Origin of the sequence: Bradyrhizobium sp. AZCC 1610, from assembly GCF_036924515.1 — a bacterium.
In the GTDB taxonomy this organism is placed as follows: domain Bacteria; phylum Pseudomonadota; class Alphaproteobacteria; order Rhizobiales; family Xanthobacteraceae; genus Bradyrhizobium.
The window spans coordinates 7,643,596-7,667,014 of the sequence record NZ_JAZHRR010000001.1 but is presented as its reverse complement, the minus strand read 5'-3'; the positions used below and the strand labels follow the sequence as shown (position 1 = coordinate 7,667,014).

General features: G+C 63.6%; 14 protein-coding genes and 1 pseudogene. 5 read left to right on the top strand and 10 right to left on the bottom strand.

The window, feature by feature from the left end; all coding sequences use genetic code 11:
- The first annotated feature begins 477 nt into the window (after positions 1 to 477).
- From V1279_RS37380 to V1279_RS38065, 5 genes and pseudogenes are all read left to right on the top strand, one after another.
- Positions 478 to 1,653, top strand: coding sequence for a PGN_0703 family putative restriction endonuclease (locus tag V1279_RS37380; RefSeq protein WP_334445991.1), 1,176 nt, complete (start codon positions 478 to 480; stop codon positions 1,651 to 1,653).
- Positions 1,650 to 1,991 carry a DUF2958 domain-containing protein gene (locus V1279_RS37375; protein ID WP_334445990.1) on the top strand — a complete coding sequence of 114 codons (342 nt, stop codon included), beginning with the start codon at positions 1,650 to 1,652 and terminating at the stop codon, positions 1,989 to 1,991. Before V1279_RS37380 ends, V1279_RS37375 begins: the two co-directional genes overlap by 4 nt.
- A 303-nt stretch (positions 1,992 to 2,294) precedes the next feature.
- Positions 2,295 to 3,017 (top strand): hypothetical protein, encoded by a 723-nt coding sequence (locus V1279_RS37370; protein WP_334445989.1) that lies wholly within the window; start codon positions 2,295 to 2,297, stop codon positions 3,015 to 3,017.
- A gap of 32 nt (positions 3,018 to 3,049) precedes the next feature.
- A complete protein-coding gene (locus V1279_RS37365; RefSeq protein WP_334445988.1) occupies positions 3,050 to 4,075 on the top strand; it encodes a sigma-54 dependent transcriptional regulator in 1,026 nt (341 codons plus the stop codon).
- Between the two features lie 165 nt (positions 4,076 to 4,240).
- A pseudogene (locus V1279_RS38065) lies at positions 4,241 to 4,524 on the top strand (sigma 54-interacting transcriptional regulator).
- A 165-nt stretch (positions 4,525 to 4,689) separates the two neighbouring features.
- Here the strand turns inward: V1279_RS38065 and V1279_RS37355 are convergent.
- From V1279_RS37355 to V1279_RS37310, 10 genes are all read right to left on the bottom strand, one after another.
- The gene (locus V1279_RS37355) at positions 4,690 to 6,288 is read right to left on the bottom strand and encodes a hypothetical protein (protein WP_334445986.1); all 1,599 of its coding nucleotides are present in this window, start codon (positions 6,286 to 6,288) and stop codon (positions 4,690 to 4,692) included.
- Positions 6,289 to 6,303: 15 nt separating this feature from the next.
- Positions 6,304 to 7,101, bottom strand: a complete 798-nt coding sequence (locus V1279_RS37350; protein WP_334445984.1) for a hypothetical protein — start codon at positions 7,099 to 7,101, stop codon at positions 6,304 to 6,306.
- A 10-nt stretch (positions 7,102 to 7,111) separates the two neighbouring features.
- A complete protein-coding gene (locus V1279_RS37345) occupies positions 7,112 to 14,137 on the bottom strand; it encodes a hypothetical protein (RefSeq protein ID WP_334445982.1) in 7,026 nt (2,341 codons plus the stop codon).
- A gap of 476 nt (positions 14,138 to 14,613) precedes the next feature.
- Positions 14,614 to 15,774: an ATP-binding protein gene (locus V1279_RS37340; RefSeq protein ID WP_334446753.1), complete on the bottom strand. Its 1,161-nt coding sequence runs from the start codon at positions 15,772 to 15,774 to the stop codon at positions 14,614 to 14,616.
- Positions 15,755 to 16,750, bottom strand: coding sequence for a hypothetical protein (locus tag V1279_RS37335; RefSeq protein WP_334445980.1), 996 nt, complete (start codon positions 16,748 to 16,750; stop codon positions 15,755 to 15,757). The genes V1279_RS37340 and V1279_RS37335 overlap by 20 nt, the downstream gene beginning before the upstream one ends.
- A complete protein-coding gene (locus tag V1279_RS37330; protein ID WP_334445978.1) occupies positions 16,751 to 18,661 on the bottom strand; it encodes a hypothetical protein in 1,911 nt (636 codons plus the stop codon).
- Complete coding sequence (locus tag V1279_RS37325; RefSeq protein ID WP_334445976.1) at positions 18,661 to 19,302, bottom strand: hypothetical protein; 642 nt, start codon at positions 19,300 to 19,302, stop codon at positions 18,661 to 18,663. The genes V1279_RS37330 and V1279_RS37325 overlap by 1 nt, the downstream gene beginning before the upstream one ends.
- A gap of 9 nt (positions 19,303 to 19,311) precedes the next feature.
- Complete coding sequence (locus V1279_RS37320; RefSeq protein WP_334445974.1) at positions 19,312 to 20,439, bottom strand: hypothetical protein; 1,128 nt, start codon at positions 20,437 to 20,439, stop codon at positions 19,312 to 19,314.
- Positions 20,436 to 21,968: a hypothetical protein gene (locus V1279_RS37315; protein ID WP_334445972.1), complete on the bottom strand. Its 1,533-nt coding sequence runs from the start codon at positions 21,966 to 21,968 to the stop codon at positions 20,436 to 20,438. The genes V1279_RS37320 and V1279_RS37315 overlap by 4 nt, the downstream gene beginning before the upstream one ends.
- Positions 21,969 to 21,971: 3 nt before the next feature.
- A complete protein-coding gene (locus tag V1279_RS37310; protein WP_334445970.1) occupies positions 21,972 to 23,417 on the bottom strand; it encodes an ABC transporter C-terminal domain-containing protein in 1,446 nt (481 codons plus the stop codon).
- Between the last annotated feature and the right edge of the window lie 2 nt (positions 23,418 to 23,419).

The following is a 23,419-nucleotide window of genomic DNA, read 5'->3' as shown; positions in this document are numbered from 1 at the left end:
AGGTTCATGTTGCGGAAAATGTAGTCTCCGCAGGGATCGGGCGAAAAAGTGCAACTCCCGTTACGAGCAACGAGCAATTCATTGCAGCGAGAGATTCGAGGTTAGGTGGCGACGTCAACTTGCTGGTCGAGCGAGTTCCGAAACGCTCTGCCTCTCACGCTAAAATAGCGGCCCTGCAGATGTCCGTTTGCTGGTGAATGAGCAATATTCTTCATAGCCCCCTTGTTAACTGATGACTTCCAGCAACCTCTCTCTCTCTCTCTCTCTCTCTCTCTCTCTCTCTCTCTCTCTCTCTCTCTCTCTCTCTCTCTCTCTCTCTCTCTCTCTCTCTCTCTCTCTCTCTCTCTCTCTCTGCTTACCAGTTTACCTCTCGACCTGATTGAGTGCTCTCAAGCCAAGACTCGAAAGTCAGTCGAGCCGGTAAACATCGGTGCCCATCATTCGAATCTCGCGTGTCATCATCACTGCGAGATTTTCATGCAAACGTCGCCCATTGCCTTCACCAGCGCCGCGCACCTCCCGCGCGTACCGCTTGTTCCCGACGAACTACTTCGCCGCAACAACGTCTTCTTCGAAATCGACACGCGTTTCCGCCGCGCCGCTCGCCTTCTTCAATGCTTGTGGTTGAAAGATCGAGGTATCCCCACCGGCCACCACGTTCGCGGCGATGGCGACGACGCTATCACCATGGAGCTCCATTCATACCTCAGCCCCGACGCGGCCCGGGCCGGTCTCAATTTTCTTTCCCCCGAAATCCATGCCTTCGTTCGTCGCGAGCTGCTAATGCGCGAGGAAGGCGCCGCCATCGACGAAGACCGTCTCTTTGGTAACGCCCTCAGCTCCATGCCGCTGGTCTTCAATCTGTTCGGACCCATGGCCCTCGACCTCAACCTCGCCACGGCCGCCCTGCGTCAGCTGCTGCCGGGCTTCGTCCATCAGGTGACCGGTTTCATCTTCGAGCACTCACCGGGCCGCCGCCAGGACCGCTTTCTCAATGACGGCACCGCCTTCGACCTCGCCATCCGCGTCATTACCACTGATGGCGAGGAAGGAACGATCTTCGTAGAACAAAAATACTCCGAAGACATGACTGGGCCCGCGGCCAGGCTACGGGATCGCTACGACGAAGCGTCACGCGCCGCTGGCCTCTTCGCCGACCCCGATAGCCCCATGCTCCGTTCGCTGGCGCTGGAGCAGCTCTGGCGTGAACATATGCTGGCCCAGCTCGCCGTCGATCAAGGCCTCACTCCACGGGCCATGTTCATCGCAATCGGCCCTCGCCTCAATCGCCGGGTCATGGCCGCCTTTCGTGTTTACGAGAATGAACTGATTAGTGCCGACGACCAAGACGCCAACCGTGTTCCATTCCAGGCCTTTACGCTGGAGGCCTTCATCGATGCTCTTGCCGAGGCCGGCGCCGAAGGCATTGCCCGCGAGTTGTGGGGACGCTACGCGGATTTCGAACGCGTCTATCACCTCTCGTTGGGCGAGTACCTCGAAGCCCCGCCAAGCCCCGCCGTCATAGCACCGCTCGCAACGGCCTCCGCCAGAAACACGACGGCGTTGGTTCGAGGAACCACAACAAGAACGACGGCGGCTAAGCGCACGACAGAAAGCAAGCTGCAGAAGGTCCAGGAAGGAGTGTCCGAATGAAGGAAGACACTCTCTTGACGACAGCCGACCGCGTCGAACTTCTGGTGAACGGGCTTAATTCGGGCATCGACCATCGGCCCGTGGTCAAGCTATTCACGCCTGATGGCGCAGCGACTTGGCTTCTCACCGAATGCGATCCGGATGAACCGGATCGCCTTTTCGGACTATGCGACCTGGGCCTCGGCTGCCCCGAGCTTGGCTATGTCAGTCTCACTGAACTCACCGAACTGCGAGGCAAGTTAGGCTTGCCGGTCGAGCGCGACCGGCACTTCTCAGCGGACAGACCGCTATCCGCTTATGCCGCAGAGGCCAGAGCAGCGGGCCGTATCACCACTTAACGGGGACACGGCGGCATGAGCGTCATACCTGGCGCCAAGCCTGAGCAAGTCCCTCGTATCAATGCAAGGTGATGATGGAACGTGTCTTCGTCGCAAGGCGCATCGATGCGGCCCATGGGCGGGACTCTGCCGACGATAAGGTCCTGCCAACCTCAGAGCTTGCACTGTTCGCATTGATGTCCGCGGTTGCAGTCGGCTAATGGGCCTTGACATCTCCCGGTTGCATCTGACAGACTTAAGGCATCATGCGCACAGTCCGCTGCTTGACGCCCAGTAGATTTCGAGGGTCAAGGAGGCGTGATCATGAACGCGAAATCATTCGTAGTGATCGCCTTCGTCGGAACCGGCATCATTCTTGCGCGACTGGTGTTTGCCCAGACAGACAAACCGCTCGGTAAGGCATATATCGATACCTCGTGCAATCCCGAGACGCAGGAACTGTTCAACCGCACAATTCTGTACCAATGCTCGTTCTGGTATCGGGCGTCGCAAAAGACGTTCGAGCAGGTGCTGAAGAAGGATCCCGAGTGCGGCTTCGCCTACGGGGGCATCGCGCTTAGCCTGCGCGGGAACCAACATGTCCTGCCGCCTGGCAAGAATCTGGCTGATGGCGCGGCTGTCTTGACGAAGGAGAGGAGCGTCGGCGCCAAGACCCAGCGCAAGCGTGACTGCATGGATGCGCATTGGTTGATGTATGGGGACTACGACAAAATCGACCATCGCACGCGCAATCAAGCCTACGCCAAGCCGATGAAGCAACTTGCTCAGCGATTTTCCGAGGACGAGGAATCGCAGATTCGCTATGCATTTGTTCTCAACACCCTCGCTTTGCCTTCAGAAAATGCGTGCGCGAACCAGCGCAAGGGCGGCGCGTTGCGTGTTAAGCTGCCAGGGACTGGCGTCGCAGTTTGCCGCAGATCAACGAGAACCGCGCCGGGCGGCGTAGCCGGTACGAAGTCGATGCCGTTGCCAATCGCCTATGTTCCGGGCGGCGCATCAACTCACAATAGGAATTTCAGCGGATAGCATAGCGTTGGGAGTAAACCGGGGCAGAGCGCATGGTTCGACTCATCGGCCAAAGTCGACCGCACCTTGAGACACTTGACAAGCTGTCGCGGGTTGCCGGTACTGACGCTGAGGTGCTGATTAGCGGTCCAACCGGCGTCGGCAAGGAACTCTACGCCCTGTATGTTCATGAGAGGAGCAGGCGCGCGAGCTTTTCCTTCGTGCCGGTGAACTGTGGCGCGATTCCGCTGGAACTACTGGAGAATGAGTTGTTTGGACATAGAGGCGGGGCCTACACCAGCGCAGGCGCCAGCCAGGAAGGCTTGGTCGCTGAGGCAGAGAATGGCACGCTGTTCTTGGATGAGGTTGACACGTTGTCGCTGCCCAGCCAGGTAAAGTTGCTGCGGTTCATTCAGCAGAAGGAATATCGCCGCCTTGGGGATTCGCGCATACGCACAGCCAACGTTCGTTTTATTGCTGCAACAAACGCAGATCTTCCTTTATTGGTGGAGCAAGGACGCTTTCGCAGCGATTTGTACTATCGTCTTTGCGTCTTCCCTGTCGACGTACTTCCTCTCACGAGCCGGAAGGACGACGTGCCATTCTTGATTGACGAATATTCCGGCCAGTACTCGGAGCAATACCACCTACCGAAGATCGTGCTGTCAACGGGTGCCTTCCAGGCGATGCTCGACTACCCTTGGCCAGGCAACGTACGCGAGCTCGAGAACTGCGTGAAATACCTCACCTGCCTGCAGCTCGCGCGTCCGGTGGACAAATATGACCTGCCAATGCTCGCGAAATCGATCCCTGCGAGCGTAATGATCGATGACGAGTTACTTGGCAAACCGTTCACGAGCGCACGGAAGCATCTCGTCTCTCAGTTTGAGAAGCGCTATGTTTCAGAGGCCCTGCGCAGAACGAACGGCAACATCACACGCGCCGCGAGCGAGTGCGGCGAGTACCCGAAAAAGATTTCGCGGCTCATCAAGAAACACGGCCTCAGCAGGGAAGGTACGCCGGATCAATCAAGCGCAACCGATTGCCTACCCTGGGACGGCGAGAACCCCTCGTTGTAAGCGAGATCGCGCCCGCCATCGGCAGCCGCGTATTGCGCCGCTTGAGCTTGTGCTCCAGGCACAATGCCGGCGTGACCACGTCCTTCTTAGGCACGATGGCGGTTACGATAGCGTAGACGAGAAGGTTGAGCCAAACTCGACCGTGTCGGCTGCACCGACGCCGAAATCCTCGTCAGCGGCCCCACCGCGGGGGTCGGCAAGGAACTCTTTGCCCGCCATGCCCGTGACGTGAGCCGGTGCAGCAGCCGCTGCCTTCGTGCCCGGCAACTGCCGCGCCAACCCCCGATGTTCGAAAACGAGCTGTTCGGCCATCGCGACGCCGCTTACACCGGCGCGAGCGCCGTGCATGAGGGCACGCGGCCGAAGCGGAGGGAGGCACGCTATTTCTCGACGAGTTCGACGCGCTGTCGCTCGCCGGTCAGGTCAAGTTGCTGCGCTTCATCCAGTAAAAAGGAAAAAGGAATAACCGTCGCCTTCGGCGATTCACGCATCCGCTGGACGTCGATTCGTGGCGACCCGGACTTGGTTCGGCTGTTATAAAACGAGTCGACCGGTGCGGTACGCGTAAGCGCCGTTGGTGTCCCTCACGAAGTCATCCTGTTGAAGCAATGGCTCTAGCTGCCCACAAGCAGGACCACCGGACGAATGGCACAACGAACGCTAGCATTCTCGGTAGGAACTGTCGCCCGAAAGGCACACCGCGAATCATCTTTGCCGCCATAGGCAATGTGCTCGACCATTTCGGCCTCGGTTTTGGTCCACTCACTTTCCCTTACCAGCGCGATGTCGAGACCCCAAGGCGACGCAAGCCGAGAACGGCCGCTTTCAAGGCCGTTCCCCCATGGGTAACGTCTGCCGTCGGTACCGCGACCCGCCATTTCCCGCTGGTCCGTTTCGGGTAAATCGATGCGCGCACCTTCGAATTGGCCGAGCACTTCGCAAAGGCGCGCGGCCTCTCCATGATTGCATAGATACGACTCGTCATCTGCCGTTGCCCCAACCTGGGCCGCGAAAACGGGGGACACGAGGCTTCGTGCCTGCGAGCCGCTGAGCGGACGGCGGGCGATGAAGAACCCTGTGGAGGGGGCGACGCGGCGAATGGGGTTGCGCGCGGTCAAGTCGGGGTCGTCGGCTCCAAGCCAGTGCGGCAGCGCGGCCACCCAGCACACCTCGATCCCGGTGCGGCGCAACCTATAGCGCCCGTCCTCTTCGACGACGCAGTCGAGCGCGGGCGGCGCGTCGTATTCAATGTCGAGCGGCTCGCTGAGAGCGTTGATGAGGAGGAAGACGCGGTCGAGTCTTTCGGCCGGGAGGCCTGCTACGCAGCGCCAGAGATGCCGCGACATGATCGCGCGCAGTTCGTGCCGGCCGTCGCCGTGGTCGGGCGCGGCCGTGCGCTCCGGCCCGGGCTCGCCCGCGAGCTGGGCCAGGACGACCTTGCGCGCGGCGTAGAGAATGCTGCGGTCGGTCTCGTCAGGCCCTTCGCGGCTCGTGCGCGGAAGCTCGAGGCGCTCCACATCTTTTCCGAGCGCGCGCACGCCCAGGCGAGCTGCTGCCAGCATCGCCGTCGCGCGCACCTCCCAGTCCTTGTCGACGAGGCCCGAGCGCAGTACGGCCTCGATATGTTCGTTGGATTCCTTGCGGTCGCGGATCAGCCAGCGCAGCGTCTGCCGCCGCAGGTGCGCGTCGCCCAGCCGCGGGAAGAGGACAGAGCGGTCGGGGCGTTGTCTCTTGTCTTCGCGCAGGCGCTCCGCGGCGACCTCGACGGCTAACTGGACAAGCTCCGCATGCGCTTTCTGGGCGGCGCGCGCGACCGTCGCTTCGCGGTGGCTGCGCAGCGGTCCGAGCCGCTCGGTCAGCGCGAGAGCCCTGAGCTCGCGCAACGCGAGCACGCCCAGCAGGAGCTGGCGCGGATCGGTGGACTGCAGCAACGCTTCGAGCTCGGGGATGCCGAGCGCCGGCAGGGAGCTCTCGACCTCGGTCTTGAGCGCGCCGGCGCGGGCGCCGTAGAACACGAGCACGCGCAGCCTTACCACGGGGTTGAACGTATAGGAGATGCTTTCGTCATCATGGCGCGACCACGAAGCGAACTCGGGCTCGCCGGGGACGAGCGAGGGCGCGGCGGAAGTGTCGGGCGCGCGCTCCCAGCCGAGCTTCGAGAGCGCCCGGTCGAGCCGCGAAAAAGAAACCTCAGGTCCCAGCACCATGTTCAACGCAGGACTGCTCCTCTACAACCCCAGTGCTTCGCGCGGCACGCCCAGCGCGTCGGCGATTTCCGCGGGCGTTTTCTTGCCGCTGACCGCGTCGAGTCGCGGGGTGAGGCCATCGCCGGGACCGGGAGTGACGGGGTATTCGAACAAACCTGCATTCTGCCCGTCGCGCACAACCCAAGCGGAGAACCGACCGGGCAAAGGTCCCGTATTGAGCTTGTACACGTCGCGCCGTGGGAACGCTTCACTCAGGCGGTAGGCCGTCATCGTCAGGTCTCCGCCTGTTGGCCGGTACAGCACGACGCCCGTAGGTCCGTCGGTCAGCCGGATCGGGCTCTGCTGCTTCGACCGGTCTATCTTGAGCGCGCGCGCCGCGTCATCTGCCGACGCGCCTGCCACGACGATAGCGCTCTTGATCGTACCCTCAGGCTTGGCCGGCTTAGGCTCGCCCGGTAGCGGGCAGCCGAGCTTGCGCGCGAAGCCGTAAGGATCGCCCGCGAGGTTCTCCTTGTGCTGTCCGCGTTCATAGACTTCGATGACCTCCAGGCCGCCGTACGCCTTGTCGAGGTAGAGGACATAGACAGGGAGCGCGAGCTCGCTTGAGAGCAGCTCGGCAAAAGGCACTTCGAGCGTACGTTCACTTCCGGGGTTGCGGCTAAACACAGCCGAGTACTGGCCCTGGCAATTCTGTACTTCCCATTTCGGAAGGTATTTCTCGCCGGCGCCGAGACGGTCGCGGCGCAGGGCGGCCGCGCGCTCCTCAAGCTGGGCCGCGGGGGCCGGCGCAAGCAGCACCCAAACCAATGAATATGCCATGCCTGACCTCTCAAAAAGGCAGATCGAGGAGAATCTTCATCTCCTTCGTCAACTTCGTCACCGCATCATCACTCATAAAGATAATCCTTTCCAGACCAGTCCGCGACTTGATGAGTTGCTCGATGGCATTCCCGCGCCTCAGCTTCTTGAGCGTGTCCCCCACGACCAGGATGGGCGCGTGCCCGCTGGCGGCGGCCTTCTCGAGCTGTTCCATCAGATGCTCGAGAGCGGCGACCGCCTGCTTCTGTTCTTTCTTGAGGAGCAACTCTGCCTCCTTCCTAGTCAGCCCCTGGATTTGCGTGAGGTTTTCCAGCTCGTCGAGTCCCTTGAGCATGTTCCGCCAGAAGGTCTCGCTGAACGACTTCACCTCCAGGCCGCGGATCGCCTTGTCGCCCATCTCGACCAGAAAATCACTGATGGTGCCGGTTACCCACCGCTGCCTCTTGAACGATCTCACCCCGAGCATGACCAGTTCGTCCATCGCGTCGGCCTGGATGATCCTCGCCTCGACGATCATCTCTCCGGCTGCGCCCTTGAGGCTGCGCCACGCCTCCATCAGCTTGTTGCGCAGCTTGCCGTCTCTGAAGATTTCCTTGATCGTCTTGCCCTTGATTGCCGAAGCGTCCTTAAATGTGGCCCATTTGGTCGAATCGTCCAGAGCGAGGAAGTTTAGTATCTTGTTCGAGCGGGCCGAGTTGTCCGTGAACAGCCGGGTTTGCGCCAGCCAATCCAGGTCGAGCGTGCCGGCTCCGGCTTTCTTCGCGAGGATCTCGACGGCTTCATCGTCCAGGGCACCGGCGAAACGGCGCGCATTCAAGTCCTTGACAAACGATACGTAGCGGCCGGGATCGGCCGCCTTCGTCGAAGCCGCCAGAAACCCGTCGAGCTGCTTGAGATCGGCGGGCGCGCTTTTGAAGAGGTCGTGGATCGAATCGAAGTACGTGCCTGCCTTGTCGGGATCGAGTTTTCCGACGGTCTCGCCGATCTCGCGCAAGGTGCCGGCCTCGAACTCGATCTTCTTCAGTGTCTCGGAGAAGTCCTTGAGCTTGGCGACGAACGGTCCGGGTTCCTCCAGGCGAGCCGCCGCGATCATGAAGCCCGAAAGATCCGCGGCCTTCTTCGGGTATGTTTCAGCGACTTTCGCAAGCGAGGCGACGAAGCGGTGGCCCGCCTCCGGATGAAGGCTGGAAACTTTTTCCACGACCGTCTCCAAGGCTTCCGCCGAAATGCGCTCGGCGGCCTTGCCTTCCCCGGCCAGCTTGGCGGCGGCCGAGAGGAAAGCGCCCGGATCCCGCATTTTCGTCGAGGCCGTGACGAGGTCGAGCGCGGCTTTGGGAGCGTGCTCGCATGCGTCCATCGCTTTCCCTACGGTATCGAGGAAGGCTTTCGCCTCGGTAGGCGGCAGCTTGCCCGCATGATCTGCTACGGCGTCGAACGCGGCGGGCAATCCCTTGATATCCGCCTCTTTGCGCAGCTTCTCGAGCACGCGCTTGGCTTCTTCCGCGTCGAGCTCAGCCGCCTTGAGCGCTGCGACGAGCTTCTGCTTGACCTCTAGGCGCGGCATTTCCGGCGCTTTGGAGAACAATCGCGCCGGCTGCTGCAGATAATCGGGCTTCGGCACCCTGCCCCTCGCGATGTCCAGGCGACGCTGCGGCGTAATGTCCGCGACGTCGTCCAGACGCCGCGACAGGTTGTCGAGGGTGCGCTCGGCGTTCTCGATTTGCCCGAGGATCTGCTTGCGCGCGGCTGCGTCATCTCCGGCGGCGGCGAGCGCCTCGTTCAGGTTCTTCAGGAGGCGCTGCTGGCCGTCGATCTCGAGGTCGAGCTTCTTGCCGTAGAGGCTGAGTTGCTCGTCGAGCGGAAGGTCGTCCCATTTCGAAAGCACGCTCTCGTCAAGCTGGCGGAAGAGGTGAGCCTTCTCCGGATCGGCGCTCTGGAGGAGATGGATGCCCTCCTCGCGCAAGACCCTCGGATCGGCGCTCTCGCGCAGCAGTACCCGCGGCTTCCCATCCTCGATGACCACGACGGCCTGTCCCTTGGCGCTGCGCGTGAAGCCCTCGAACTCGGCGTCGCTCACCACGTGTATGGGCACGTCCTTGAACTGGCCGCGCTGAGCGTGCGGTATGTCCGTGAACAGCTCTTCGCGCATCTTCTTCTGTGCCTGGCGGACGGCTTCCTCGTCCGCCTGGCGCGCGAGGATGCCGGCGTCGAGATCGGCGAGGAACTCCTTGTATGACTTGCCGGGATTCGCCTCCTGGAAGAGTCGCCACCCCGCGAGCCGCTCGGTCGGAGTGCCACGGCGTGCCAGGATATCCGCGGTCTCAGCGATCTGGCCCGCCGCTTTCGCGGCCGGCTTCTTCAGGCCGCCTACCATCCCGAGACCGCCGCCAAGGGCCGCACCCATCGCTCCGGCCGTGAAGATCTCGGAGAAGTTGAGACCGTCGCGCTTCTTGTCCATCATCTGGGCGGCGATCGCCGACGGAACGGCGGAGATGAAGTTCTCGGCGCCCTCGGCCAGCCCGTGTGCGAGAAGCCGCGGGGCGAGCTTTGCGCTCTGGGCGAGCTTGGCGAGAGGCCGCAGCTTCAGGAGCTTGCCTCCCAGGCCCGCAGTCGCAGCCGAGACCGCCGCGTCGACGACGCCGACCACTATGTCGGTCATCAATTCGTCGGTCTCGTAGTAGGCCGAGCCCTTGAGGGCGATCTTGGTCGCGATCGAGGCTGCCGCTCCGGCGAGCGCCGCGGCGGCCGCGACGACCGGGGCCGCGGCGCCCAGTGTCGCGACGATGACGATGCCCGTGACGATGATGCCGACAATCATCGCGGCCCGGTCCGTCTCGAAGTCGATGGCGTCGCGGTAGTTCGTGGCCGCCTGGTCGACCGAGCCTGCATGAAGCTGGTAGCGCGTGTGGGCGACCTCGTACGCCTCGGTGCCGGGCGTGAGGGTCTCCATATGAGCTACCTGTTTCTCAAGAAGCGCGACCTCCTCCTCCATGTTCCTGAGCTCGATGTCGGTATCGCTTTCCTCGAAATCGGGAAACTGCTCCTTCATCCGTTTCAATTGCTCGGGAGACCGCCCCGCGGCCCAGCCATAGGCCCTCTTCTCGTATTCAAGCTTCTTGCGTTTCTGCGCCAGCATCTCTTGCGGGGTCTGCGGTTCGCCCTCGAGCGCGATCGCGATGTCGTTCTTCTCGCGCCCGCCGAACTCGCTGACGACGTAATCGTTGAAGGTCTTGCCCTTGTGGGCGGCCAGCCAGGCCTGTCCGTCTTTCGTTTTGGCCCAGGCTGCGGCCATCTTGTCGATGTCGGCTTTCTTCTTGCCGGCGAGAACGCTCTTGACGGCGTCCGCGTCCTCGTCCTCGACGGCGTAGTGCATCGCCTGCTCGGGCTCGAGGATCCCGCCGTGCGCGATCATGTCGCGCGCCTTTTCCCTGTGCGTTCCGGTCAGGTTCCGGTCGAGCATGGCGTCGAGACTGCCGATGCCGTTCTTCTCCTCGTATCCCGCCTTCAACGCGGACGTGTACGTTTGCGCGCGCTCTTTGGTCTTGATTTCGATCTGTTCCTTGACCTTGTCCCGCTCCGCCTTCCAATCCCATGTGCCGAAAGCCTCTATCTCTTCCCTGCTGCGGCCTCGCAGCATGGCCATCTCCTGCCGCAGCGCGAACGCCTTGTAGCGGTCCGTGAGCTCGACGCTCAGGTCCCTCTCGGTCTCGCGGCGGGCACGCTCGGCCTGCGACTTCAGGATCCCCTCTATCGCCTTGCGGTCGCCGCCGACGTAGCGTGGAGCACCCGTGATCGGGTCGTACATCAGGACGGCCTTGTCCTGCAGCTTGAGACGGGCGACGTCGGCGGCCTCTTGCTTGTTGTCGTGCAGGGCCAGGGCGAGGTCGAGCGATGCGCCCGAGAAGCTCTCCTTCAGGTCGTCCTGGTAGGTCCGCTCGGCCTTGCCTTCCTTGACGCGCCTCTCGTTGTAGATCCTCTCGACCTCGTCGCCGCGTTTCTTGACCTCGGCCTCGACCTGCTCGGTCTTCCAGTCGGCCTTCGCATCGCGCTCCACGTCCGCGCGGATCTGGGCGTACACCGCCTCGACTCCCTTGCGATCCTCCCCCGCCACCGATTTTTCCAGGGTGATGGCGTAAGCCGTCGTCGTCTGGCCGGCCACGAAGGCCTTCGCGCGCTCGAGGTCTTTTCCCTTCAGGGTGAGTTCCAGATATTTGTCGAGGTCGCCGTAGCCCGCGCTCTTGAAACCCTCCCGCAGATCCTTCGCTGGCGTCGTGCTGAGGACCTGCATGACGGTGTCAACATCGCCGCCGTATGCGCCTGGAAAGACCGCGAGGCGGATGGCGGACGCGCCGGCGAGCCCCTGGTTGCCTTCGATCAGGCCCTTGGCGCGCTTGTACTCCGCGCCGCTCAGCTCGTCGTCGAGCCTTGCGTCAAGATCCCCGTAACCCTTGTGGCGGTAGCACATGCGAGCGGCGAGCGTGAGCAGCGGAGTCAGAACGGCAAGGGCCCGGTAGATCCTGTCTTCGTCCGTGCCCGCGCCCTTCGCCGCCTTGTAGACTTCCGACGCGATCCAGTCGGCTCGCGGAAGGCCCGGGCGCTGTGCCAGCGCGACGCCTTCGACGTCGTGCCAGCGTGCGTCATCGTCGAGATGGTTCAGCTTGTAGTCGAACTGCTGGATCAACTCAGGCCGCCGTTCGACCGACAGACGCTCGCGCAGCCTGTTCGCCACCGTAAGGATTGAATCGCCCTTCGCCTCCCCCGCGTAGTAGGCGCCAATGACAGAGTTCTGTTGTTCTGTCAGCGCAGTGCCGCCGAAGGCGTGCCGCTGGTCGATCTTCCCCGCCTGGAGGTCCTTCAGATCTCTCAGGGTGTCGAGGTCGCGCACGACGGCGTCGCGCGCCTCGGACGTGCGCGCCGCCTCCCAGGCCGCCGCCGACTCCTGCGCCTCGATCTCCCAGTCGATGTCGCGCTCCCCCTGCTCGAACCATCCCCTCTCGCGCACGGCGCCCATCGCTTCGGCCCAGGTACCGATCATGTCGATCGCGCGGCCGCGCGCGCCTTTGACTCCTGCGTCGTAGGACGAAGCGATCGTCTTCGCATCCGACTTCATCTGCTCGACGATGCGGGCTAACTCGTCGAGCTTGACCTTCAGCCAATCGAACGTCGGCGTCGAGAGCAGCTCGGCTTCGGCCTTGGCGTCGGCCTCGGCCTTGGCCTTCGCCTCGGTCCTGGCCTTCGCGTCCGCGCCGGCTTTCGCCTCGGGCTTGTGCGTCTTCCTGGCTTCCCTGAGATAGTTCGCCTCCTCCTGGCGCGCCGCCTTCATGTAGGCCTCGCGCATGGCGGCGCCCGCATCGGTAAGGACCTTGCCCCGCCGGTCCCCGGCCTGGATGTAGCCGATCGAGAGCTGCGCCGTCTTGCGGGCGACCGCACGCACGAGCTTCTCGCGCAGCTGAAAGATCGGGGCGGGGTCGCCGTAGATATGCATGGCGGCCGCCTGCTCCTTGGCATACTGGTCCGCGGACCGGCGCTGACCGGCAGCTTGATCCGCATTTTTCTGCCATTCGGCCTTGAGCTTCGCCTTCTCTTCCTCAGTGATACCTATCAGCGAACCCGTGGATTTGAGGAAGTCATCCGCTAGCTGCGCTCTCCGCTCCGCAACGAAGCGATCGAGATCCTTCTGCTCGAATCCAACCGCTTTGCCGATCGCGTTGATCTTTCCGTAGAGGAATTTTTCAACCTCCGGCCGGACGCCGGTGCCGAAATCGTCGTACTGAGAATTGGTCAGTACTTTTTGAGGGTAAGCGTCGCGACGCGCGGCATCGACAATCTCCTGTGCACCGGGCTCGACCATCAGCGAGAGCGCGGCCAGCACATGGCCGACCTCGGTCTGCGTCTGCTTCGTCACAGGTGCGGGAGGAGGAGGCTCCGCGGTCTCGCCCCTGACCACCAGGGGCTCCGCGAGACCTTCGCGCCATTGGGCCTTGAACTTCTTCTGCCTCGCCTCCCGGCTCTTCCTGATTCGCCGGAGCTCCTTTTGGTTCCCGGCGGCGGTGGCCGCCGCTTCCTGCGCCTGCAGCTCCATTTCTGCGGCGGTCTCGACCTTCGTCCCGTATTCGGCAGAGACGGGCTTCACGGGCTCCGGCATGATCTTGCCTGGCGTCATGACCAGAGCGGGCAGGACCTGGTCCGGGAGCTTCCTGCCGGCGGTAGCGCGGACGAGATTCGAGGCAGCAGGAACGGGATCCTGCTCCGGAGGCAACAGGGGATCGGGAGCTTGCGGCGGAGGCGGAACGATCGTCATCGCCTCCTTGTCCGCCTTGCTCCTGGACCCGGTGGCGCGGCGCCTGGCGGAAGTCCCCGCCGCACGCACGACTCGCGAGCCCTCGACAGCCACGGGCTGCGTGCGAGGCGCGCTGATCGCGTGCGTGGCGCTCGTGGCCTTTTCTTCCCATTCTGCGAGTTCGGGCGCAGCTTCAGCGCCTGCGGGCGCTCCACCTTCAGCAGCCGCGGGCCCTTCGACGAGCGGTTCGGTCACTGCTGCACCGCTCGCTGCGCTGGCTGGTGATTTCGCCGTGGCGTCGGCTTTTCCTCCCTCCACCTCCGCTTTCGCCGACTGCTTCACGTCTTCAGCGCTTGCCGTCGCCGGCCGCATCGCCTCTTCCTTATTCGCCGCAGCTTCCATCAGTTTCCCGGCAACTTCCGACGGCGGCTCTGCTGCGGGCGCTTCGGCGCCGGGTGCCTCCTCTTTCAATTCGACCGGCTGCGGTGCGACGGCTTCGGCAGACGGCTCCTCGATCGGTCCGGGTTGTGGCGCCTCGTAGAAACCCAGGTCGGGCGGTTCTCCGGCCGCCTCTTCTTCATGCTCTCCTCTGACAAGCATCTCGGCAGGGACTGCCTGCGCTGCTCCGGCTTGCGAAGGAACTGCAGTGCGGGCGTCGACGTATCCCGTGGTCTGCGCCGCGGCGGCGAAGGCCATGACGCCATTGCCGAACCGCGCATGCAGATTGGAAATATCCCCGGATACTTCGGCCGCCATGAGGTCTCCGGATCCGCTGGCAGCGGCAGCGGCGAGGGCTGCGTTTCCGGCACCTGCCTGCAGCGCCGCCAAAGCAATGGACGGTTGCGGGGTGGCCACGGGTTGCGGTGCGGGACGCCGTAGCGGCGCGAGTTCCTGCGGCTCGCCCCTGAGTAGCTCAGCCTTGGCAGGTGAAGGGCTCATCAGGCCTCACGAAGAAAGCCCGCGTACCGGCCGAGCTCGGACGGCATCAGCACGCGCGCCTCGCGCCGCTACTGGCGTGCGATGGCACGAACCAACTTCTTGCTTCTTGATCGAGATTCCGAACGTAGACCAAACGTATCGCGTATACGCTTTTGAATCGGCTGTCCGCGACCCGACCATCGCTGCCATGCGGGTGCCCGGACTCGTCGCCGGCGTGGACCGCAGCCGGACTTCCAGGCCGATTGCTGGTAGATAGACCTTGCTGCCGGGTGCTCTGCGTGCTCATATTTTTGTCAGTGCCACGAGGCCGCGGCCGCCGCGCGCGGCTGAATCTCCGAGTCGAGCAGCATGCGCGCTTCGTTTCGATACTGCCGCTGCACGCCGGTGACAATGTGCGGAACGCCGATCTCGCTCGCGTCGGTCGACGCCGCCAGCAGCGCCGCCGTCCGCGCGGCGGCGACTATCGACGCACCCGTCATGTCGAGCCGCGCGAAGCCGTCGAGATCAACGTCAGGAGCGAGCCGTACATCCGGCGGCAGCGCCAGTCGCCAAATTTTGCGCCGGTCCAGTTCCGAGGGTCGCTGAAAGTGTAGCACGAACTGGAAGCGACGCATGAAAGCCTGGTCGATGTTGTCCTTGAGGTTGGTCGCAAACAGCACGAGCCCCGAGAAATTCGGATCTTCGAGCTTCTGGAGCAGGTAGCTCACTTCCATGTTGGCGTAACGGTCCACGCCGCTGTCGACTTCGCCCCGCTTGCCGAACAGCGCATCGGCCTCATCGAAGAACAGCACGGCGCGCATGTCGTGTGCCTCGCGGAACACGCAATCGAGCTGTTGCTCGGTCACGCCCACCCACTTGGAAACGACTTGGCTGAGCTCGACCTTCATGAGCGGCGCGTCGAGGCGCGATGCGATGACCTCCGCAGCGAGCGTCTTGCCGGTGCCCGAATCGCCGCTGAAGAGCGACTTGACGCCACCTCCGGTTGCCAGCTGCTCGAGTTTCCACTCTTCTCGCACGCGCGGCCACGCGCGATAGAAATCCGCGATCTGCAATACCTCGCGGTGCGCGGGCTCCGGAAGGACCAGATCGGACGGCTGTCGACGCGGTCGGATCACCGTCGCAAATGAGCTCGAACCGCGATGTGTCACCAGAGCAGCGGCGCGTGCAGCGGCTGTTGCGCTCCCGCCGTTGGCGCTTTCGGGATCTGACTTCAACAGGCTTGCGAATGCGGCGACCTCACCTGGCCCGAGGCGATAACGTCCCGCGAGATCCTCGGCGACGTTTTCGATTCCATCGATCTGCAAGTCAGAGAGCAGCGCGCGACGCGCGCTGAAATCGAGCTCGGCCAATTCGAGCTCCGCGTAACGGTGCGACTGCAACACCGCCAGAGGACGCCACGGATGGGCCGCCGTGATTGCCAGCGGAGTCCGCACCTCATTCGCTTCCGTGTCCATGGCGTCTTGCAACTCCGCCAGCAACGGCCCCTCCAAACCCTCGAGATCGAGCCAAAGCACGGCGTTTACTGCCGCGGAGCGCTCGATCGCACCCGCGAGCTCGACGCGCATTGTCGTCTGCATGGAGGCGACCGGCCGAAAGCGGCGCAAGCCGCGATCGGTTCTCTTCCCTAACAACTGCAGGGCGGCATGAAGTCCCCGGGCGCGGGGCCCCCCAAATCGAAATGCAATCGAGACCGCCCTGCCGCATCCGATCCGCGATTCGCTCGAGCCTGGAGCGCGTCTCCCCCGGCGGCAGAACTTGCAGCCCAGGCCAGCGGACTTCTTCCGGATCACGCAGGCTCTCGACAAACGCGGCATTTGAGCCGAGCAGGAACTCGACCAGAGCGGGCGAGCATTGCAATTGTTGACGAAGCGTGGTGGGCGCCTCGCCGTGGCATTTAACCAGCCCAAGCCTGCGCAGGCGGCTATTGGCGCCAATGAGCGAATGCAATTTCATGCGCATCAACCAATGGTTGGCACAAAGCTGGGTCAAGAGCTCCACACACGCATAGCGACGATTGAGATCGTCGAGCACATACGCGTAGATGCGTTCGTAGGCCCGGTCGATTTCCGGCGCAACGCACACCAGCAGCATGCGCATCTCGTGCTCCCTGAGATCGGCGCGCTCGCGCAGCAATTCGAGCGGCAGTCGCGTATTGAGCGATTCGGCTGCCGCGCGAAGCTCGTGCTCCGCGACACGCTCGGCATCACTCAATACCCACTCATCGGCGGAAGGCTCGACCTGCACGGAACCCTGGATCTCCGACAGCAGTTGCGTCACCTGCTCGTCCGTCACACACAGCGGCGTAGCGTCGGGGCGCAGCAACTTGCCAGCGAGCTGCGCCTGGCGTCCTACCGCCCGCTGCAGCACACGTGCCAGTGGTTGCATGCGCAGCGCGAGATGGCGGATTGCAAGCTCCGATGGAGTTAACATTCATCCCACTCCGAAAATGACCGTGCGCGCGCCGAGCCAAGGCACCTCGCGCACGTCGGCTAACAAGCCGTGGTCGCGCAGATCCCAGGCGCGGCGGCCCATGGGCAACCTCACGTGCACGCGATCCGGTGTCACACGTACACGTGCGTCGAGATCGGCGAAGTGTTCGATGGTGGCGAGCGCGGTGGTGCGCGATCGATGTCGCCACAAGGTCCACGCAATCGCGCTCAGCGCGAAACTCGCCGCCAGGGAAAGGCTGTTCTCGAAGCCGGGATCGACGCCGGGACGATGCGCCGGCCGCTCGTCCTGCACGGCGCTCCAGTTGGCGAGCGCTGTCTCGCACAGATCTGCACCGCGTTCGGCGAGCGCGCGTGCGCGACCCCGTTGCGAGCCGTGGATCGAAGTCCATAAGCGCGCGCCGTCCAGCGCGATGAAGCTCGCGGCGCTGGGGCGCGTCGCGAGGTTGACGTCGGTGGCATAGGGAATCTGCAATTCATCGAGCGTATCGAAGTGCTCGTTGCTGGCGGCTTTCGCGGGCAGGAACAGAACACCACCCGAAGGTGCCAGACGCATGGCCAGCAACTGGAGCGAACCAGTCGCAGTGGGTACGAGGCCATCCTCGTCGAACAGCATGAGTGCGCCCGAAGGGCCGCGAGCTAGCAACCATGCTGCCTCGGCGCGATGCTCGCGCAGCAGCTGGTCGGTCACGCAGGCGTCCAGCAGCACGAGCTGTGGCCGCAACGCGCGACCGGCGTTCAGAATGAGTTCGTTGTCGCAGCTCTGACGCCCTGCGAAAGCCGCCGCGGCCGCGAGCGCGCCGGGTTCACGCAACCAGCCACGCTGCGGCGCCGCCAGGCACTTGCGTGCCAATCCGATCGCCACACCGCCTGCGAAACTTCCCGCCTTGGCAGCTTCGAGAGCCGCCGCAAGCGTCGCCAAGTATCCGGAACGCGCCAATGGAGTGAGCAGCAAAAAGGGCAAGGCGCACGGTACATCTACTTCGAACACCGCGTCCGCGGGCGGGTCGGTGTGAGCGACGATCGACGCTGTCGCACTAGTTAGTGCGGTATCTGCAGCGGTCGCGGTTTCCGCATTTCCGCGCGCCTCCGCGGGCGACGCAGCTGCCGGTGGCGTCTCCACCAAAGAAGTGGCATCGTCAGAGCAGTACGTCGCGAGCAGCTCGTGGCTGTGCGTGCTGCTGGGCGCCCACCGCGTCTTGAGCTCTAGCGTGAAGATGATTCGGCGAGCGAGCCACCGCGCGGCACCGGAGGGCATGAGCAGCGGCAGCGCACATACGTCGCGCCACAACTCGGCCACCACCGCATCATCGATCGTGGAGGGCGCACTGGCCGCACCAGGGGCCACTTCAATCAGGCGGTCGAGCCACATCCTCAGCACGACCTCATTGAATGCAGCGAGCTGCGCGAGCAGCTTTCTTTCCGCGCGCCACTGGCACAACAGCTTCCACAGAGTCGAGGGCTGAGATCGTGCCGTCGCCAACGCGACCGAAGATGTGACGCGTGCCTCACCATCATGCGCCAAGGGCGAATCGGCTGCGGGCGAGACGGCATCGCGGGCGGGCCCCATTCGCGCTTCCGGCAGTGCCTGGGTCATTGCCGCATCGATGGCGGCTTCGAGGCGCGCACGCATTTGCTCGCCCGGCTCGCCGCTGCCGATCAGCTCGGCCCATTCCTGGCCTCGCAGCGCCGCGCGCAGGCACAGTGGCTGCACGATTTCCAGGTCATCGGGCAGAGTGTCCACGAGTTCGCCAAGTCGACGCTCAAGTAACGCAGGCAATCGCTCGATGGCTCTGCGCGTGAGTGTCTGAGCATCGGCACCCCACGACCAGCCACCCTGGCGCGTCACGTGCAGCGTGCAACGGCGGATCGTGATGTCGCGCGCGGGTTTCATCAGGGATTCGGGTCTCTGGTCAGCGAGAGCGCATGGCCCGCCACGGCGGCCATGACGTATACCGGCACGCCCTTGGGAATTGGATTCAGCGTGGGATTGCTTCCGGGCACGAGCGTGATCTGCACGTCGACGGCCTGGTTCTGGTTTGCGTCGATCTTGCCCTCGGTGATGCATCGGAATGGCGGCTGGTCGGGCGGTGGGTCTATCTGCTGAATCACCACGCTGAACGGCAGCCCCTGGCTGCCCGCATTGCTGGGGATGGTGATGGTGAACTTGGGCACCACGCTGCCGGTTGCCGTGAGCGCCACCGTTGCCACGGGCGCGCCCGAGGCAAGCGGCGCGGCTGAGCCATCGTCCGCGACCACGCAATTCAGTGGATCCGAGAAAACCTGGCGGCGCTGGGCGACAGTCGAGTTCTTCACGACGACGGCGTTGAGCAGCGAGACCGGCACCTGCATCTCGACCGGCGGACTGGGCGGAAAGACGTCGCTGGCGAATACGCGGCGACCGCGCACGGTTAGAAATTCGGGAGCGAGCAACGCAATATCGCCGCCGCCGTCCGAATCCGCATCCCGCGACAGCACGCCGAGAACGTGGTGGGTCTGCTTGAGCTCGATCGCGACGAAAGGCAAAGCGTTCATGCGCCACTCCTACTCTTGCTTGACGCTCGCGGTGATCAGATAAGAAAACGTCGCCGACCGGTCGACGATTGAGCCAGCGCCTGTGGGAGTCGAGAGGCGCAGCCAGCGCACGCGGCAATGCGCCTGCCGGTCTTCGTCGACCCGGCATTCGAGTACGAATCCCGCCCAGGTGTTAGCGGTGTCCGGTGCGTCGTTCTGATCGATCTGCGGCGACAACAGCACGCAGATCTGCACCTTCTTGTCGTCAACTTGCTTCTGTGTGACGCCAGCCGGCAGCGGGATCGTGACGCCATCGCTTACCACACCCGACTCGGTGACCACTGAGCCTCCCGCTAGGGTGCCCTTGAGCTTACCGGTGACTTCCAGATCCCCGCTGTCATTGAGGGTGAGCAGCGGCTCGATTTTTCCGTTCGGCTTGAGTTTGCCCACCTGGAACTGCCACGGGTCGTCCTGCAGCAGCATCGCTGGCTTGCCGGCCTCGATGGCAACGCGCGTACGCATGCTCAGTGACCCGCCGCGCGCCACGACGCTGTCGGCGTAGACACCGGCATATCGCGGCCGATGCTGGGCATCGGGCTCGGTCTTCGCATCCTTGAACTTGAGATCCGTGCGGCTCCACTGAACGAAACCGACAACTACGGGCCAGGCCTCCACTCCGGCCGCGCCGCTCGGCGTGGAATCCACCCTGGGCGGGGGGCGCTCGACAGCCTCCATCCCAGGGCGGCCGAAGGTCACCTCCCAGGATTCGTCCACCCGCGAAGTAGACAGGGTGTTGCACTGCTCGCGGCGGAACGGCGACGGACGCTGCGGCGTGTCGACGCCGGAGACGAACACCGGATACCAGGTGTCTTCCCGATCGCTTTGCGAGACCACGCCGAAGTTCTGGAATTCTTCGGCCGTGCGTATCGCGCCCTGGGGGAGCACCACCTGTCGCCCCGTACCGTCGACCAGCATTCCGGCCGCGACTACCAGCGCTTCGTTGGCGATGCTCACCTCGAGCCCGTACACCACGCCGTAGCTGTGCTGATGACGTTCGTGGCGCGCGAGTGCCGCGCGCGCGTATTGCAGCTGCGCCTCGAGATCGGCGGCGCCGAGAATCTGCGTCTCGTAGAAGGTGGGACGAACGATGACGTTCATTTGTTGCCTCCTCTCCTGCGCGACACCTTGCCCTTGGTCATCGTCGCGAGCTCGGCCTTGACCTTGGCAAGCTCGTTTCGCAGATCGGCGATTTCTTTGTGCAGCGTTTCGTCACGCACTGTCGCCTCGACCGACGCGCGAGTGACTTGCGCGCCGAAGGCCCTGGCCAGTTCGGGCAGCAGTGTAAAACGGGATTCCGGTGCGTCCGCATCGTCGATGCGCGCGAGACGCTCGGTGAGGAAATTTTCGAGGTCCTTGATCGACATCTCCGCGGGTGCTGCGCCCGGGGGACAGCAGGCCTTCGTGAGCAGGCAACGCCAGACATTGGTGAGGCCGAGCTGCGTGAAGTACGCCGGAGAAGGAACAGGCAGCCTTCGATGGACACACAGATTGCTCACTTTGCAGTCTTCGAAATCAAAGCAGGCGATGAGCACGCCGTCCTCGTCGCAGGGGGGACAGTCGGCCAGAAAAGAGTCGCAGTCGCCCTTGCGCAGCCAGCCGATGAGCAACCACGCCACGATTGAGTTGAAACGCGCCTGCCCATCGGGGTTGAGGTCGAGACCACGAGCCTCCGCTGCCAACTTCATGTTCTCGGACTGATATGGGTCAAACGACTCCGCCATGTCCTGCATGAGCAGGTCGAGCGTTTCCTTGCGACTCTGCAAGCTCACTTCCTTGTCAGCCTTTCTGAGCAGTTGGAACACGCGCCGCGCCTTTAGCGTGTTGCTGCCATAGAAGCCACGGCTGGGTTCGATGAGTTTGCGCGGCTCACACCCCGACGGCGTCCCGCATCGCAGCTCGAAGCGATAACCCTCGCGCACACGCGTGTGACGGCACTCGCCGCTGCCGCAGGTGTCCGCGCCGTCGTACGGCGCCACGGGATCCGCGGGCTGCTCGCAATACACTACGTACAGGCAATACGAGTTGCTCTTCTGGTCCGGCCGTTGCGTGTAGGGATCGCTGGGTCGCACCGGATCGACGACGACCGCCGCTCCGGTGGCGGCCGGCGCCGAGCCCGTTGCAGCCTCTGCCGGCTCGATGCCAGGCACTCGCTGGGGCGTTTGCCTTTCTGGGCAGTCGTATTCGTCGCGTTTGCGGCAGGGATCTCCGCAATCCTTGCCCAGCATCCTGGTGCGCAGGTCCCTCACCAATTGCACGACGTCAAGCCGCGCCTCGCATGGCACGACGATGTCGTTGCCGCAACAATCGATGGCGTAGCCGGGGCGCACGACGAGATGTCGCTCGGGCTCGCACACATCGACGTTCACGCGCAGTCCGCAGACCACGCCCTCGCCAAACAACATGCGGTTGTGCAGCCGGTTCTTCGCGACGGTGTAGTCCGCCAACGATTGCAGATCGTCCTCGGTGAGCAGCTGGCCGCTGAAGAATTGGGGCCGCGAATAGGCCTCGGGGGGCGATTCGCAGATACTACAACCCTTCCCGCCGCAGCCGCAAAATCCGCGCTTGCTCGCGCCGCCACCGCAACCACAGCCCGAACTCTCCTTACTGGTCATGGCGTTGGTTTGCATGACTCACTCTCCCTTGGGCAGGCCGTATTCGTCGTAGTGCGAGGGCGCGTGTCCACTCTCGCCGCGTCGCCGAACGTAGAACCAACTCTCGAAGCTGCCACCAGGCACGCCAATGCCAGAGCGCGGCGGTCCGTAGGGATCGCGGTCGCAGACTGGCGGTAGCATGTCCTTGTGAAATCGCCGGAACCTTTCGTCGGGCAATATCGGCACGAATCCGCCGACGTTCACGCCGTCGAGCGGCTGGCAGCAGCGATCGAGGATGAACGCGCCGCGCACCATGATGATCACGCGATCACCGTTGTCGAGTTTCTCGTCGCTCAGCGAACGTACTCGGAAGCGGCGCACGAAACCTTCCGCATCGGGGTTCACCGGGATGATCTTGGTGTCGAGGTTGTAGATCTCCGAGCGCGCGCCGCGGCCGCCACGGATCACCCAGACATCGACCACGCCGCGCCGCAGGGTGCGCGCATTGACCTTGTGCGACATCTGGAACACCAGGCCGCCGTCCTTCTCGTGGCCGGAGAATTCTCCGCCTAACAAGTCATCTACTTCTTCGATCTCGTAGGTAGCGCCGTGCGTCCAGTTGATACCCTCGATCCGTGTGGAGTCGTAGAGGTCGAAGCGACGGCGCACGTCGTTGTCGACCTGCTCCGGCTCGAGGTTGCCGGTCGCACCCGTGCAGTCGATGCGCGCCAGCAGGAGGCAGCAATCCTCGCAGCAGCTGCAGCAGTATTCGCAACGCCGGTCGCGCTCGGGCTGCGTCAACGACACCCGGAAGCGGTAGGAATCCTGAAGCTTGCCGTACACGCAGTCGGATCTTGGTTCGCAGGAATCTTCCTGCACGGGGCGCACCGGCGACACCGGCTTCTCGCAGAAGCAGATACTTACGTACACCTCGTGGTGGCCCTGTTCGAGTTGCACGCGCTCTTCGCGGCTTAGCCGCTCCCACAGGTCGAGCGTCTCGGTGCGCCGCACGATAATCTCGTTGCCCTGGCAATCGAGCGCGACGCCGCACTCCACCAGCACGCGCGGGCGAACCGGCGGCAGGGGACAGTGCTTTGGTAAGTGCTCGAGTTCCTGTTTCAGCTCTTCGATGCGCTTACTGGCGTCGTCCTTCTTGTCCTGCGGCCAGTTCTCACCCTCCTTCAGTTCCTTCTCGATGCGCGCGATTTCCGCTTCGAGCTTGGCGTGCACTTCGTCCTGCTCGCTCTTGCAGGGCTTTTCCGGCGGCGCCGGCTTCACCAGCAGACCGCACACCGTGCCGTATCCATGTAAGCAACGGTTGTGTAGCTTGTGTTTTTCGCGAAAGTAGTTCTGCTCGCTGCGGAAGTCGTCGACACCGAGCATCTGCCCGAAGAAGTAGTTCAGGCGCCGCATATCCGGCACCGGCGCGCAGGGCTTCGCTGTGTCCACCCCGGGTTCGTGACGTTGTTTGCTGTGCTGAGCCATGT

Excerpts from the sequence above, each read along its gene's own strand:
- V1279_RS37380 (WP_334445991.1), top strand. The coding sequence starts at position 478 with ATGCAAACGTCGCCCATTGCCTTCACCAGCGCCGCGCACCTCCCGCGC.
- V1279_RS37375 (WP_334445990.1), top strand. The coding sequence starts at position 1,650 with ATGAAGGAAGACACTCTCTTGACGACAGCCGACCGCGTCGAACTTCTG.
- V1279_RS37370 (WP_334445989.1), top strand. The coding sequence starts at position 2,295 with ATGAACGCGAAATCATTCGTAGTGATCGCCTTCGTCGGAACCGGCATC.
- V1279_RS37365 (WP_334445988.1), top strand. The coding sequence starts at position 3,050 with ATGGTTCGACTCATCGGCCAAAGTCGACCGCACCTTGAGACACTTGAC.
- V1279_RS37350 (WP_334445984.1), bottom strand. The coding sequence starts at position 7,101 with ATGGCATATTCATTGGTTTGGGTGCTGCTTGCGCCGGCCCCCGCGGCC.
- V1279_RS37345 (WP_334445982.1), bottom strand. The coding sequence starts at position 14,137 with ATGGCGGCCGAAGTATCCGGGGATATTTCCAATCTGCATGCGCGGTTC.
- V1279_RS37340 (WP_334446753.1), bottom strand. The coding sequence starts at position 15,774 with ATGGACACGGAAGCGAATGAGGTGCGGACTCCGCTGGCAATCACGGCG.
- V1279_RS37335 (WP_334445980.1), bottom strand. The coding sequence starts at position 16,750 with ATGTTAACTCCATCGGAGCTTGCAATCCGCCATCTCGCGCTGCGCATG.
- V1279_RS37330 (WP_334445978.1), bottom strand. The coding sequence starts at position 18,661 with ATGAAACCCGCGCGCGACATCACGATCCGCCGTTGCACGCTGCACGTG.
- V1279_RS37325 (WP_334445976.1), bottom strand. The coding sequence starts at position 19,302 with ATGAACGCTTTGCCTTTCGTCGCGATCGAGCTCAAGCAGACCCACCAC.
- V1279_RS37320 (WP_334445974.1), bottom strand. The coding sequence starts at position 20,439 with ATGAACGTCATCGTTCGTCCCACCTTCTACGAGACGCAGATTCTCGGC.
- V1279_RS37315 (WP_334445972.1), bottom strand. The coding sequence starts at position 21,968 with ATGCAAACCAACGCCATGACCAGTAAGGAGAGTTCGGGCTGTGGTTGC.
- V1279_RS37310 (WP_334445970.1), bottom strand. The coding sequence starts at position 23,417 with ATGGCTCAGCACAGCAAACAACGTCACGAACCCGGGGTGGACACAGCG.